A 12,550-nucleotide genomic window follows, 5' to 3' on the forward strand; every position below is an offset into this window, starting at 1 on the left:
TACCCGAATCACTTACTACAGTAAGCTCATCGGGATGCGCTCCCTTGCCGCCGTGATGCAACTCCAATTATTTTGGGTCTATTTCCCCCATTACAAAATAATAATCCAGGTGACACTATGAAATTGACTCAGCTCTCGGCACAGGAACGGCATAACTTTATTTATTTTATGCTTTTCTTCTTTTTCTACTATTTCATCATGTCGGCGTATTTCCCTTTTTTCCCGATATGGCTTTCGGATGTCAATCACCTCACCAAAACTGAAACCGGGATGGTTTTTTCATTTATTGCCTTGTTTGCCATTATCTTCCAGGTGGCTTTCGGTTTAATCTCCGACAAGCTGGGCCTGCGCAAACACCTGCTCTGGGCGATTGTCATTCTTTTGATTTTATTCGCGCCGTTCTTTATTTACGTGCTTGCGCCTTTGCTGCAATACAATATTTATGCCGGCGCGTTGGCGGGGGGACTTTACCTGGGGTTTGTGTTCTCCGGCGGCGCGGGTGCCGTGGAGGCCTATATTGAACGCGTCAGCCGCACCAACCGTTTTGAATACGGCAAGGTTCGCGTTTCCGGCTGCGTGGGCTGGGCCATTTGCGCGTCGATAACCGGGCTGCTGTTCAGCATTAACCCCAACATTACTTTCTGGATCGCCTCCGGGTTCGGGGTGGTGCTGGCCGTCTTGTTGATTGTTTCCCGCCCGCAACCGAACCAGACGGCGCAGGTGATGGACAAACTGGGGGCGAATCAGCGCGAGTTCTCGCTGGCCATGGCGCTGGAGCTGTTGAAAATGCCGCGCTTCTGGGCCTTCTTGTTATACGTTATCGGCGTCGCCAGTATTTACGACGTGTTCGACCAGCAATTCGCCAACTTTTTCAAAGGCTTCTTTTCATCGCCGCAAAGGGGCACCGAGATCTTCGGTTTTGTCACCACCGGCGGGGAGTTATTGAATGCCTGCATCATGTTCTGCGCCCCGTTTATCATTAACCGCATCGGCGCCAAAAATGCGCTGCTGGTGGCCGGTGCCATCATGTCGGTGAGGATTATCGGCTCGTCCTTCGCCAGCAGCGGCATTGAGGTGATTTTACTGAAAACGCTGCATATGTTTGAGCTGCCTTTCCTGCTGGTGGGCACCTTTAAATACATCTCTTCGGTGTTTGATCCGCGGGTGTCGGCAACCTTGTTCCTGATCGGTTTCAATTTGTCCAAACAGCTTTCGGGCGTGGTGCTTTCCGCTTGGGTGGGAAGAATGTATGACTCGGTGGGTTTCCATCAGGCCTACCTGATCCTTGGCCTGATCACTACCACCTTTACCGTCATTTCCTATTTCACGCTGACGGGGCGCGGCCTGCGTGCATCGGCGGAGGCTAATGCCGCCACGCCGTAACGCCAACGCACGGGAGCCAGGGAACGGCCCCGACAAAAAGCCCGCTCAGGTTTGCCCCGAGCGGGCTTTTTGTTTCGGTCAGGCTAAAGAGGGCGGAACGGCTTAGAACTCAACGCTCGCCTGCACCATCAGATTACGGGTTTCCCCTTCGCGCACGCGCAGATTGCCGCCGCTGGAGGTGTAGTAGTGCTCATTAAACAGGTTGTTCAGGTTCAGCTTCAACTGCGTTTTCTCGCCGAACAGGCGGTTGTTCCAGGCGATGAAACTGTCGGCCACCACATAATTCGGCAGGGTGAAACTGTTCTCCGGATCGCCCGCCCGCGTGCCGACGTAGCGCGCGCCGCCACCGACGCGGAAGTCGCCCGGAATGCCGCCGATCACCAGATTATGGCTCAGGTAGAGCGCGCCTGAATGGCGTGGCGCATTCTGCAGACGGTTGCCGTTATTCGCGGAATTCTCGCCATCGTCAATGATCTTGGCGTTGGTGTAGCTGTAATTGGCGCTCAGCTCCCAGTCCGGCAAGATCTCGCCATTCAGTTCGAATTCCGCACCGCGAGAGCGCGCTTTATTGATAGCGCGCGTTGCGCCGTTGATGCTGAGCGACATGTCGCGTTCGTCAATATTGAACAATGCCACGCTGGCGAACAGGCGTGGCGAAACCTGCCACTTGCTGCCCATCTCCCAGGTGGTGCCCTGTTCCGGCTTGCCGACGTCGCCGTCATCGTCGACGTTGGTGGACGGCGTAAAGGATTTGCTGACGCTGCCGTAAAGCGAGACATCCGGCGTCAGTTTATAAATCAGCCCAGCCTGCGGCAGGAACTTGTTGCCTTCGTCATCCAGCGTTTCCACCACCGGGTTGAAGCCTTTGGAGGCGCGCTGCTCGTAATGCTGGTAGCGCCCGCCCAACACGGCGATCCAGTCCGGCGTCAGCGAAATGCTGTCTTTGGCGTACACCGAACGGCTGTGAATGCGGTTCAGGTTATTGCTGTTGGCGGTGTTTTCCGTGCTGCCGTTGGTCACGGGCGACAGCATGTCATATTGCGGATCGTTGAGGTTAAAGTTGTTGTTGGCCTTGCCCTGGTATTGATGCGCGCGATAGGTCTGGTTCATCTCATAATCTGTACCCAGCACGATATCGTGCGTCATGCCGAAGATATTCTGCGAGCCGAGCAGGTCCCAGGAGACGTATTTGGTTTTATGGTTGAAGCCGCGGTTGGCATCGGCACGGCGCGTGACGGCGCCGGTGGTGGTGTTGACGCCAGTCACCCGGACTTCGTTGTTGTCGTAGCGGCGCTGGTTCCAGCCCAGCGTCAGGCGGGTGCTCCAGTCTTCGTTGAACTGCCAGCCGTACTGGGCATTCAGCGTTTTGTTGTGGCCCCAGGCATGGTTAGCCTTGTCGTCCAGCCGGTTTTTATAGCCGATATCGACCGGTTTGCCGTCAATAAAGGCGGTGCCGCGATCGTAAGGAATGTCGTAGCGATATTCGGAATAGCTGATCAGGAAGTTCGCTTTTTCGCCGAACCATTGCAGCGACGGGGCGATCAGCGTGTGTTCGTCACTGCCAAAATTGCGCCAATAGTCCTGATCTTGTTTCTCGGCAATCAGCCTGAAAGCAAAACCGTTGCCGAGCGGGCCGGTGACGTCTACCGTGCCTGCACCGCCGCCTTCGCTGGCGTAACGGCCGCTGACCCGGGTGTGCCAGTCGTATTGCGGTTTTTTGCTGACGACGTTGATCACGCCGCCTGGATTTTGGATGCCGTACAGCAGCGAAGCCGAGCCTTTCAGCACTTCAACGCGCTCGGTGGTGGCATCGAAATTCAACCCCTGGCTGCTGCGCACGCCGTCGCGGTAAATGGAGCCGTCCGAGTTGGAACCAAAACCGCGGCGCACAAAGCCATCTTCGGTGCCCGCCAGCGTGTTGCCTTCGGTGACGCCGCTGACAAAACGCATCGCATCGGCCAGGCTTTCGGCCTGATAGTCTTCTAACTGTTGTTGGGTGACTACGCTGACGGACTGCGCTTCATTCAGCCTGGCGGTTGGCGTTTTGCCGGCAACGGAGCTGTTGCTGGCGCTGTAACCCTGTTCGTCTGTCGCTTGCCCGGTAACGGTGAGGGTATTGTCGTTCCATGCCGCATAGCTGGCGCCTGAGGTGAAAAACGCGGCGCCATAGATTGCGGCAAGAATGGCCGGATGGCAGCTGCGTTTAAAATAAAACAATGCGTTGTTATTCATCTAATTAAACCCGGTGTTAATGATGTTGTTATTTTCTTTTTGCCAATAAAAACCCGGCTGCTTTTAAGTGAAACCGCCAGGGTAAGGAATGCGCTTGCATCAATGTAATTGATAATCATTCAATCATAGGGCAATGTAGTAGTAAATATGAAAATTAAACCCGCCACTACAGCGGCGTGCAAAAAGATGACTCGTTTTAAGTGGGTGATTATTTTTATGTAGTGCTATGTATTTAAAGTGATTTTATTGGGTTGTCGGTTGCGGATTGGTGATGGTGTTCCGTTGGCCGACCGCGATAGGATTATTTTCATAGCCTGACGGCTACTACATTTAGCGTGGACGAGGCGGCCTTTGCAGAATGGCCTTGGTCAATAAAACGATGAAAAACAAGCGGATTGAAGCAAAAATAATGGTAATGGCGATGACGGGAAATGAAATAAAAAAACGTGTCGATGTTTTTGGCGAACGTTACCGTGCGCGTGCGGCGGCCCTTTCACCACGATTACAGGCGGTGGTGCGCTACATCCATGAGCATCGCGAGGCCGTAATGGAAGCGAGCGCCATGGAGATTGCCGCAGCGACGGGCACCTCGGATGCCACCGTGGTGCGGGCGGTACAGGCATTGGGCTTTGCCGGTTTGCGCGACATGAAAAGCACGCTGGAAGCCTGGTTCGGCACCGCGATTAACTCAGAAGAAAAGATGAACGCGACCGTGAGCGATCTGGCCTGTGACATCAATTCCGGCATCGATTTCGTGTTGGGCGGGCATAAACGCGCCTGCGACGTGTTATCTGAACCGCAAAACCGCCAGGCCATTTCGCAAGCGGTGAGCTTGCTGATAGAGGCACGCCAGGTGGCGCTATTCGGCATTAATGCCTCCGGGATTTTGGCCGACTACAGCGCCCGGCTGTTTAATCGCATCGGCATTCCTGCGGTATCGCTTAACCGCTCCGGCATTGCCCTCGCCGAACAGTTGATCACCCTCCAGCGCGGCGACGTGTTGATTATGATGGCGCAGAAGTCGGCGCACAGGGAAGGGAGGACGACCATTCGCGAAGCGAAGCGCCTTGGCATCCCGATTATTTTGCTGACCAACGCCAGCGACTCATTTTTTGCCGGGGAAGCGCATGTCGTGATCAACGTTCCCCGTGGCGGCGAGAATGGCCGTTTACCGCTGCACGGCACCGTATTGGTGTGCCTGGAAATGCTGATTCTTTCCGTCGCCTCGGCCACCTCTGCACGCACGATGAAAACCATGAAACGCATTCAGGATTTAAATCGCGGGCTTAAAGGGGCGGGGCGGAAGTAGGGGGGCGTCTGGCATCTGGCATTTGGTGGTGTAGTTTTAGGTGAGTGGGCGGAGGGCGTGGGGGAATGTTGTTGGGTAGGACAACCAGTCCGGCGCTCGGCGGGATGAACCGGGGGGCTGGGACTGATAGTCGGGTTAGTGCCAAAAGCGGACATCTAGGACATTACAAACGTTATGTCAGATATCTAAAAGTGCATGGTCCGCTTGGGTGCATACTCACAGAAGAGCCTTACATCCTACTCAGGAAGCGTCGGCAACCTAGCTTGCACGAACCATTACTAACGCACTAATTCTCTTTGATGTAACAGAATAAAAACGGCATTATAGCGATACAAAAGATGCAGTTTCTCTTTCCAAGATGTGTCATGTATTCTAGAGGATTTTGAATGATCATCAGCAGCAAAACGAGTGAAAAACTTCGAGACTTGATAAATGAAGGGACTGAGTATCGTTCTGGACCTAATTTGGTTAAGTTTTTTAATGCCCTAGGTTTTAATCATTCATATGGACAAGGCTTCCCCTCTCGTTGGAAGTATACAGATGATTGTTTAGAAAAAATCAATGGAACTCCACAACTTGATAAGTGCATTAAAGAAGTATTAAATCCTGTCAATTTTATTAGTCGTATTGATGAGTTGGACCGCTATATTTTTGAGTTTAACCAGTACTTAGCTTTTGATAAATGGCAAGTCGTTAGAAACGAAGCTGAAATAACTTTCAAGAAGCTTCATAAAGTGGAGTTAAACGAGAATAGTGTGAAATCCAGTAGCCTATCTGAATCTGACTTTTTAAGTCGCGAGTTTAGTGGCTTCACTATCTCTGATTTAGGCTTAGACCTTAATGTAACTGACGTACTGAACAAGCGAGTAGATGAAATTGAAAAAACTTATAGTTCGGCAGCTTACCTCTCTACGATACTAATCGCTGGCAGTACTTTAGAAGGAGTTTTTCTTGGATTAGCTTCTAGTTATCCGCGAGCATTTAATACGGTGAAGTCTTCTCCTAAGAATCGTGAAGGTAAAGTTCTACCTTTTCATGACTGGAATCTCGCAGCCTTTATTGATGTAGCAAAAGATTTAGAACTGATTCAACTTGACACTTATAAGTTCTCGCATACTTTAAGGGACTTTCGTAATTATATTCATCCTTATCAGCAAATGTCATCAGGCTTCACACCAAGAGAGCATACAGCTAAGATTTGTTTACAGGTACTTAAGGCTACAATCACAGAAATAAAATTTAACATCAAAAAACTACGTACATGACTCGATTAGTCTTCTTTCAAATAATTGACCCGCTTCCCATCAATTAATATGCGTTGCATCGACCCGTTGAACTCACAGCTCATGACGGACCTTTGGCTCAGTAAGCTTGTCCGCTCTGTGCTGAAGCGGACGTTGCTAACAACAGTCTGAGTTGATCAACGGGGAGCAGGTCAGACGCGTTATTTATTAAACAGCGTTCATGTGAAAGTACTTCACCTTTGGTGGCAAATTGCTCGCGAATTCGTTTGCCACAAATAGATAACACTCGCTAAGCCTCTTTCCTGATGCTTACGAACGATCATGCTGTTTAGTCTTCATGAGTAAATCCCGAATTTTCGCAAGGTTTGAATTTTCGGGGACTGAATCCATGTACGGATCACGCTCAAACACTAATTGCTCAGACTCAACAAAAGCCTGCCACTCTACTGGGTCTAGCTCAAATTCCATCGCAGACATATCACTTTCATCTTCCCCCTCGATCCAGCGGACTAAATAAAACAATTCATCATCAGGAGAGTCATCATCGTCATCAACAATATCGACGTCGGTTACAGTAATGCGAAGGGTGGGATCGATTTTCGAGACATAAATCCCTAACTGCGGCATAGATGGAATATTGTTCATGAAAAATCCTTTTATTGGTGTTTGCTATTTGAATAAAAATACGCCAAATAGAGTGCTTACTGTGAATACGGCAAGAATCGTTGTAAGTATCCCGCTTAGACGGCCCATTCTCTTTTAGAGATCCTCTAGCATATGGATTATGTTACCCGAAAACGAGCTTCCGTTCATCGCTCATAGCTGCCCTAAGCTCTTCCTGAGGCGGCTTAGAGCTAACCGGGTTAACCAAGACTGAATATTTTAAAACACAATCAAGCGCCTACAGCGCAAAGGCTTTGATCTTTGCCGTTTGCATAGGTGTAAATTAAGTCGTCTAATTTGATGCAAACAATTGTTGGTCGGTATACACTCATTGCATATACGGAGGTATAAATTATGACCATATATCGCATGCCTGCGCTTACTGCCGAAGAGATTCGCAGCATCGGAGAAAAAGCCGTTGCGGATGTAGCTCGTCAGAAGATTACTACGACAAAAGTAGAAACTTCTGGCGCACTTAAGTCGCAAGAGAACCGCCATGCTAAAGGTAGAAAAGCGGTTCATCACAAGGTATCTAACGGACTGGTGAGCCCAGGTGCTGCTCGGGTGCAAAAATCACTCGCTGGTTCAGCCTTATCGCAGTCAGAAGGGCGAAACACGGGTGCTTCTGGAGTGCAAAAATCACTCACTGGTTCAGCCTTATCGCAGTCAGAAGAGCGAAACATGGGTGCTTCTGGAGTGCAAAAATCACTCGCTGGTTCAGTCTTATCGCAGTCAGAAGGGCGAAACTTCTTCAAAGAGGCCTTTAACAAAGCACGCAAAGGCTAAAAACAATATCTTTTGACGCCCCTATATTGGGGCGTTTTATTTTTGTGGTGAGAAATGACGACGCAGCAAAAAAAATGGGTGTTCACTGAACTCGTTAAAGATTCCGACGATCCAGAACAGTTGATAGCCTATGCAATGTATAAAGCCGACAAAGATGACCGCGCCAACCAATGCCGCTCGCGTAGGATGACTGATGTTCGGGTTAATACTGAGCTTGAAAGCTTTCATGATGGTATCGCTTATTCCGAGCGTCAGTTGGATGATTACCGCGCCAAAGCGCGGAGAGCCGTAGACCAACTGATTTTGACGGTTAGTCAGGGCGTTGAAAGTGCTTATGAACAGCGAATAACTGATATGAAAGCGGCTCATGATGAAGAATTAAAGAAAAAATGGGTTGAATGGGGTGAGAACGCTGCTGTCTATAGCGCCAATTTAGCAAAGCCGCATTTTGCGAAGCGGTTTGGTTCCTGGTTCTTAGGTTGGATAAGTGGTGGTGTTTCCGGACTATTGGCTACGGTGGTTACAACCATTATTTTGGTAGGTATCATTTCTCTCGTAAAACCTGGTATTCGCGATACAGCCCGTGATGCACTTAAAAATGGTGTGGACACATTAATTCCCTCATCGCCGATACCGGGTGTAACCGATGTAGGCAATGTAAACGAGCCAAAACAGCCCCAGTAATGGGCTGTTTGAATTCAGCCAGTACCATAGAATGGAATCAATAGAAATTCTCACCTACCTATATGACTTTAACGTCCGTTTTTCGCTCATAACTGACAAATGGGACCCCGGTAACAAAAAAGCCCCGACCGTTAGCCACTAACGGCAGGGCCTTAATCAGGTATGTGCTATTCAGAGGGGTATCTGGCGGTTAGTGCATGTGCACGTCTTTGCATATCGGTAAGCGTGGGGATGAGCAAACTTATCGCGGTTAGCCCATGCCCCAATTGGCACAAGCTTTCTGGCGTAGATTCGCACACGTCATTATCGGCAAAGGTAATTAATGCATCGCCAATGAAATTCAGACAATGGCAAAGCCCGGCACGGGTTTCGGCGCAATACTCCGCTACCTGCGAGCGTTCGCTCTCGTCGATGTTTGAAAAGTCCAAATGAGCCAGCGCGGCATTCATGGCGGAATAAAGGCTCGCGCAATCCGGCAGTGATTGATAAGACGAGCGCGTGTTACTATCGGTGTCAGCCATAGCATTAGTCCTCATAATGTTGTGGTCAGAAGCCCGGTTAGTGTTCCTAGCACTGCCGGGCTTTGCTCTTTAGTGTTGCAAAATACACTGTAATTGCGGTGTAATTACAACCATCCCATGCTAAGGATTTTGTAATTACAATGTCAATCGAAAAATCAAAAACAGACCAGTATCAAATTCGGCTGTCCCACGAGTTCCGTGCGCAATTAGAAGAACAAGCCCGCAAGGATGGCGACAAGACATTGGCGACCTGGATAAAACGCGTTCTGCGTAAAGAACTCCAAACCCGAGGTATCGAACCGAAAGGTTAGGGGGGCAGTCTATGTAGCCCCAACGGTAATCCTCAAAGCCAACCGCAAGAGCTACCCGCTAACACACTCTCTCAATGCGTGACGCCAGCGATCTCCCCCTGGAACATAATCACTATGTCGGAGATCGCTAAAAGCGCATGGTTGCTTTAAGCAGGATACTTACCCTCGGCCCTCTACTTATCCAAATACGGCGCCAATACCTGCTGCGACCACGTCATGAAACTGCGTACGCGGCGCGATAAGTTTTGCCGGTGTGCGACGACGAATGAAACGGTCAACGACTTGGGGCGCAAATCCGGCAGAATCTCTATGAGCTCGCCTTTCTCAATATATTCGATCAGGCTTGAGCGTCCCGCCTGGATCAGCCCCAAACCGGCCAGACCTGCGGCATGGTAAGTCTGCACGCTATTGACGCTGATGGAGCCTGCCAGCATCAGCGTGGCGTAGCCGTCGCCCTTAGGGTATTCCCATCCAAACGGCCGGCTCCCCAATATTGGCGCGTAGTGAATCATGCGGTGTTCCTGCGCCAATAAATCCTCAAGCGTCTGGGGCACGCCGTGGTTTTTCAGGTAAGCGGGGCTTGCCACGTTGACCATGCTTAAAGCGCCCATCTTCTGCGCGACAAGGGTTTCATCGACAATCTCTCCGATTCGCAGCGCGCAATCTATGCCCTCCTGAATCAGGTCCACACGCCGGTCGGTACTGGATATCTCCAACTGAATTTCAGGATAGGTGGCCATAAACGAAGGGAGTGCGGGCACGATCGGGGTACGGGCCAGTTCGGTGGGCAGATCGATGCGCAGCCGCCCGCGCAGCGGTGTGTTACTGCCTGCGAATAGGCTATTTAATTCTTCGGCATCCGCCAGCAACGCGCGTGCGCGGTTGTAAAAAGCGCGCCCATCTTCGGTCAACTGCACGGTGCGCGTCGAGCGGTGCAGCAACCGCACACCCATGGCCGCTTCGATGCGGCGCACCACGTTCGATGCCCGGCCTTTTTGAATGCCGAGGCTTTCCGCCGCATGGGTGAAGCTCGCCATTTCCGCGATACGTACAAAAATGGCCAGAGACTCGAGATCTTGCATTGTGTCTTTTCGCGATAACTATGGGTTTCGATTGGCATACTTTATGACAAAAATAGAATAACGCATAGTCACCTCTCCGGGAGCCAGAAGGGCTGGCCGATGGCCATTCGGAGCAGATGCAGGGCCGGTTTTGAAGAACCTTAACGTTAAACGCAAAGAGGCAGTCATTGCAGCCAAAGCATTTAACACGTCCAGCCCTGGTCCGCATGAGCGTGAAGACCCGCCCCAACGCGCATGCCGCCGGGGGCGTGCATCAAGCCGAACTGAATCTAACCCGCGTTCAATCCTGAACTTTCAAGCGCAGTACTCACTTAACCAAAAGGTAAATCATGAGCATATCCAGGGAAACCTTTATCGATTACGACGCCGTGATGCAGGCGCCTATCCATCGCGTGTTCGCCGAGCAAGATACGCAGAAGCGCCGTGCGGCGATCCGAGAGATCTATGCCGAAAACGTCCAGGTCTACGAACCGGGCGTCGCAGCTAGCGGGTATGAAGGTATCGAACAGGTCGTCGACGAGGTTTTGTCGAAGGCACCTCCGAGCTTTGTTTTCGGCACCTTCGGGCCGGCGGTCGGGCATCACGGCGTCGGCCGCATGCGCTGGCATTTCGGGCCGCAAGAAGGGCCACCGGCGATAACCGGGCTCGATATTGTCGAGATCCTCGACGGCAAGATCACCAAGCTTTACGTGTTTCTCGACCCCGTGCCGGCCTAAGGCCCGCGTCAGTTGAAACGTTATCGGGGGCATGCAGTCATTGAGCGAATGGCTGGAAAGAAAGCGCTCAATTAACCCGGCGAGGCAGTATCTGGCCATGGTGATATTTTCGCCATGGCCCTCTAAAACCCATTTAACGGCGTAAAAGCGGGACCCTTGCCGATTCTAAAGCGGTATCTCGGTTTTTGTTTTGTTGTGGTTTTCTATGCTGGTTTTGTTTTTTTAGTTGGTTGTTGCTGCTGGGTTTTATGATGAGGCTGGTTTTTTTACACAAAATCTAAAGGGTGAAACGATTGCAGTTGATGTTAATTTTAATAGAAATTATTATCATTTTCATCTTGATTTCAAGAAAATAGAATAAATTATTCTAAGAGTGAACCCAAATCCCGAGGATTTTCATTTTATGGGCGTTCGAAATTTAATCACCTTTATGATGTTCACCGTTATTTTAACGGTGTCCGGCATCGCTAATGCAGCCACCACGACCTTCACCGATGTTATGGGGCGGCAGGTTACTGTCGATACGCCGGTAAAGCGGGCTATTTTAGGCTTTAACTTTGAAGATTACATGGCTGTGGGCGGGGAAGCCGCATTCGATCACGTAATAGGTATTTCGCGGGAAGCATGGCGGGGAAAAGTACCTGCCAATTGGAATATGTATGTTAAACAGATGCCGTCTCTTGCCCGTATCGCCGATATCGGTGAAGTCGATCTCCATAATATCTCGCTTGAGAATATCATCTCGTTAAAACCTGATGTGGTTATTTTGGCGCAGTGGCAGTATGTCGCTTTAAAATATGAAGTGTCTCGCCTTGAAGCGTTGAAAATACCGGTGGTTGTGATCGACTACAATGCTCAAACGGTAGAAAAGCATGTCAGCTCCACTAAAATATTTGGAATACTGACGGGGCAAGAAAAACGGGCCCAGGAACTCGCGGACCTTTACGCCAATAACATTGCGGATGTGCAACGCAGAGTAAATAGTTCAGGCCTGAAAAAACCCAAGGTTTATATTGAGTTTGGTAATAAGGGGCCAGGCGAATATTCATTTACCTATGGCGAGAACATGTGGGGGGCGATGCTGAAACTCGCCGGCGCGAACAATATAGCTGAATCACTTTTTGAGTGGTGGGGCGTCATTAATCCAGAGCAGCTTCTGGTTGCGATGCCGGATGCGATTTTTATCTCGGGAAGAGAAAACAACAAGGTCTCGTCGGCACTGTCAATGGGGGTTGGCGTTGATAAAAACATCGCTACTCAGCAACTTATCGGTTTTTCTGCGCGTAATGGCTGGGCCTCGCTGCCCGCGATAAAAAACAAACAGCTCTTCGGTGTCTATCAAGGCGCATCCAGAACGCTGTCCGATTTCGCCATGATTCAGTTCATTGCCAAATCGCTTTACCCAGAGCAGTTTAAAGATGTGGATCCGGTAAAGAATTACCTGGATTACTATGCTAAGTATCTGCCGGTGAAACCCGAAGGGACATTCGCTATATCTGCATGGAAGTGAATTTTAATCCGCTTTAAATAGCGGATTTCACTATTGGCCCCCGTTAAACGCGTGAACTCATGCCGTGGGGGCTTTATTACCGACGAACAGCATTTTGAATGGCATGCGG

12 protein-coding genes are annotated in these 12,550 nt (G+C 50.3%); 8 read left to right on the forward strand and 4 right to left on the reverse strand.

Going from position 1 to position 12,550, the window contains the following annotated elements; all coding sequences use genetic code 11:
- Nucleotides 1–117 precede the first annotated feature (117 nt).
- The gene (locus QZQ97_RS01975; RefSeq protein ID WP_311992010.1) at nucleotides 118–1,383 is read left to right on the forward strand and encodes an MFS transporter; all 1,266 of its coding nucleotides are present in this window, start codon (nucleotides 118–120) and stop codon (nucleotides 1,381–1,383) included.
- A gap of 102 nt (nucleotides 1,384–1,485) precedes the next feature.
- Here the strand turns inward: QZQ97_RS01975 and QZQ97_RS01980 are convergent, their stop codons facing one another.
- Nucleotides 1,486–3,615 carry a TonB-dependent siderophore receptor gene (locus tag QZQ97_RS01980; RefSeq protein ID WP_311992011.1) on the reverse strand — a complete coding sequence of 710 codons (2,130 nt, stop codon included), beginning with the start codon at nucleotides 3,613–3,615 and terminating at the stop codon, nucleotides 1,486–1,488.
- 421 nt (nucleotides 3,616–4,036) lie between these two features.
- Between QZQ97_RS01980 and QZQ97_RS01985 the strand changes: the two genes are divergently transcribed.
- Both QZQ97_RS01985 and QZQ97_RS01990 read left to right on the forward strand, forming a co-directional pair.
- Nucleotides 4,037–4,924, forward strand: coding sequence for a MurR/RpiR family transcriptional regulator (locus QZQ97_RS01985; RefSeq protein WP_311992012.1), 888 nt, complete (start codon nucleotides 4,037–4,039; stop codon nucleotides 4,922–4,924).
- Nucleotides 4,925–5,310: 386 nt separating this feature from the next.
- Nucleotides 5,311–6,189, forward strand: a complete 879-nt coding sequence (locus tag QZQ97_RS01990; RefSeq protein ID WP_311992013.1) for a hypothetical protein — start codon at nucleotides 5,311–5,313, stop codon at nucleotides 6,187–6,189.
- A gap of 288 nt (nucleotides 6,190–6,477) precedes the next feature.
- On the opposite strand, the gene QZQ97_RS01995 is transcribed toward QZQ97_RS01990, so the two are convergent.
- Nucleotides 6,478–6,813: a hypothetical protein gene (locus QZQ97_RS01995; protein ID WP_311992014.1), complete on the reverse strand. Its 336-nt coding sequence runs from the start codon at nucleotides 6,811–6,813 to the stop codon at nucleotides 6,478–6,480.
- Between the two features lie 372 nt (nucleotides 6,814–7,185).
- On the opposite strand from QZQ97_RS01995, the gene QZQ97_RS02000 reads away from it, so the two are divergent.
- Nucleotides 7,186–7,617, forward strand: a complete 432-nt coding sequence (locus QZQ97_RS02000; RefSeq protein WP_311992015.1) for a hypothetical protein — start codon at nucleotides 7,186–7,188, stop codon at nucleotides 7,615–7,617.
- 54 nt (nucleotides 7,618–7,671) lie between these two features.
- The gene (locus QZQ97_RS02005; RefSeq protein ID WP_311992016.1) at nucleotides 7,672–8,301 is read left to right on the forward strand and encodes a hypothetical protein; all 630 of its coding nucleotides are present in this window, start codon (nucleotides 7,672–7,674) and stop codon (nucleotides 8,299–8,301) included.
- A gap of 167 nt (nucleotides 8,302–8,468) precedes the next feature.
- Here QZQ97_RS02005 and QZQ97_RS02010 read toward each other — a convergent pair whose 3' ends face one another.
- On the reverse strand, nucleotides 8,469–8,822 hold the full coding sequence (locus tag QZQ97_RS02010) for a hypothetical protein (RefSeq protein ID WP_311992017.1): 354 nt from the start codon (nucleotides 8,820–8,822) through the stop codon (nucleotides 8,469–8,471).
- A 140-nt stretch (nucleotides 8,823–8,962) separates the two neighbouring features.
- Here QZQ97_RS02010 and QZQ97_RS02015 point away from each other — a divergent pair, with 140 nt between their 5' ends.
- Nucleotides 8,963–9,133, forward strand: a complete 171-nt coding sequence (locus QZQ97_RS02015) for a hypothetical protein (RefSeq protein ID WP_166728712.1) — start codon at nucleotides 8,963–8,965, stop codon at nucleotides 9,131–9,133.
- A 173-nt stretch (nucleotides 9,134–9,306) separates the two neighbouring features.
- Here QZQ97_RS02015 and QZQ97_RS02020 read toward each other — a convergent pair whose 3' ends face one another.
- Nucleotides 9,307–10,215, reverse strand: coding sequence for a LysR family transcriptional regulator (locus QZQ97_RS02020; RefSeq protein WP_311992018.1), 909 nt, complete (start codon nucleotides 10,213–10,215; stop codon nucleotides 9,307–9,309).
- Between the two features lie 329 nt (nucleotides 10,216–10,544).
- Between QZQ97_RS02020 and QZQ97_RS02025 the strand changes: the two genes are divergently transcribed.
- Nucleotides 10,545–10,931 carry a nuclear transport factor 2 family protein gene (locus QZQ97_RS02025; protein WP_311992019.1) on the forward strand — a complete coding sequence of 129 codons (387 nt, stop codon included), beginning with the start codon at nucleotides 10,545–10,547 and terminating at the stop codon, nucleotides 10,929–10,931.
- 403 nt (nucleotides 10,932–11,334) lie between these two features.
- Nucleotides 11,335–12,441: an ABC transporter substrate-binding protein gene (locus QZQ97_RS02030; RefSeq protein WP_311992020.1), complete on the forward strand. Its 1,107-nt coding sequence runs from the start codon at nucleotides 11,335–11,337 to the stop codon at nucleotides 12,439–12,441.
- Nucleotides 12,442–12,550 lie beyond the last annotated feature (109 nt).

Source organism: Serratia sp. root2, assembly GCF_031931805.1.
Taxonomy (GTDB): domain Bacteria; phylum Pseudomonadota; class Gammaproteobacteria; order Enterobacterales; family Enterobacteriaceae; genus Serratia; species Serratia inhibens.

What these genes read in the sequence shown, in the direction of transcription:
- QZQ97_RS01975 (WP_311992010.1), top strand. Translation starts at nt 118, where the DNA reads ATGAAATTGACTCAGCTCTCGGCACAGGAACGGCATAACTTTATTTAT.
- QZQ97_RS01980 (WP_311992011.1), bottom strand. Translation starts at nt 3,615, where the DNA reads ATGAATAACAACGCATTGTTTTATTTTAAACGCAGCTGCCATCCGGCC.
- QZQ97_RS01985 (WP_311992012.1), top strand. Translation starts at nt 4,037, where the DNA reads ATGACGGGAAATGAAATAAAAAAACGTGTCGATGTTTTTGGCGAACGT.
- QZQ97_RS01990 (WP_311992013.1), top strand. Translation starts at nt 5,311, where the DNA reads ATGATCATCAGCAGCAAAACGAGTGAAAAACTTCGAGACTTGATAAAT.
- QZQ97_RS01995 (WP_311992014.1), bottom strand. Translation starts at nt 6,813, where the DNA reads ATGAACAATATTCCATCTATGCCGCAGTTAGGGATTTATGTCTCGAAA.
- QZQ97_RS02000 (WP_311992015.1), top strand. Translation starts at nt 7,186, where the DNA reads ATGACCATATATCGCATGCCTGCGCTTACTGCCGAAGAGATTCGCAGC.
- QZQ97_RS02005 (WP_311992016.1), top strand. Translation starts at nt 7,672, where the DNA reads ATGACGACGCAGCAAAAAAAATGGGTGTTCACTGAACTCGTTAAAGAT.
- QZQ97_RS02010 (WP_311992017.1), bottom strand. Translation starts at nt 8,822, where the DNA reads ATGGCTGACACCGATAGTAACACGCGCTCGTCTTATCAATCACTGCCG.
- QZQ97_RS02015 (WP_166728712.1), top strand. Translation starts at nt 8,963, where the DNA reads ATGTCAATCGAAAAATCAAAAACAGACCAGTATCAAATTCGGCTGTCC.
- QZQ97_RS02020 (WP_311992018.1), bottom strand. Translation starts at nt 10,215, where the DNA reads ATGCAAGATCTCGAGTCTCTGGCCATTTTTGTACGTATCGCGGAAATG.
- QZQ97_RS02025 (WP_311992019.1), top strand. Translation starts at nt 10,545, where the DNA reads ATGAGCATATCCAGGGAAACCTTTATCGATTACGACGCCGTGATGCAG.
- QZQ97_RS02030 (WP_311992020.1), top strand. Translation starts at nt 11,335, where the DNA reads ATGGGCGTTCGAAATTTAATCACCTTTATGATGTTCACCGTTATTTTA.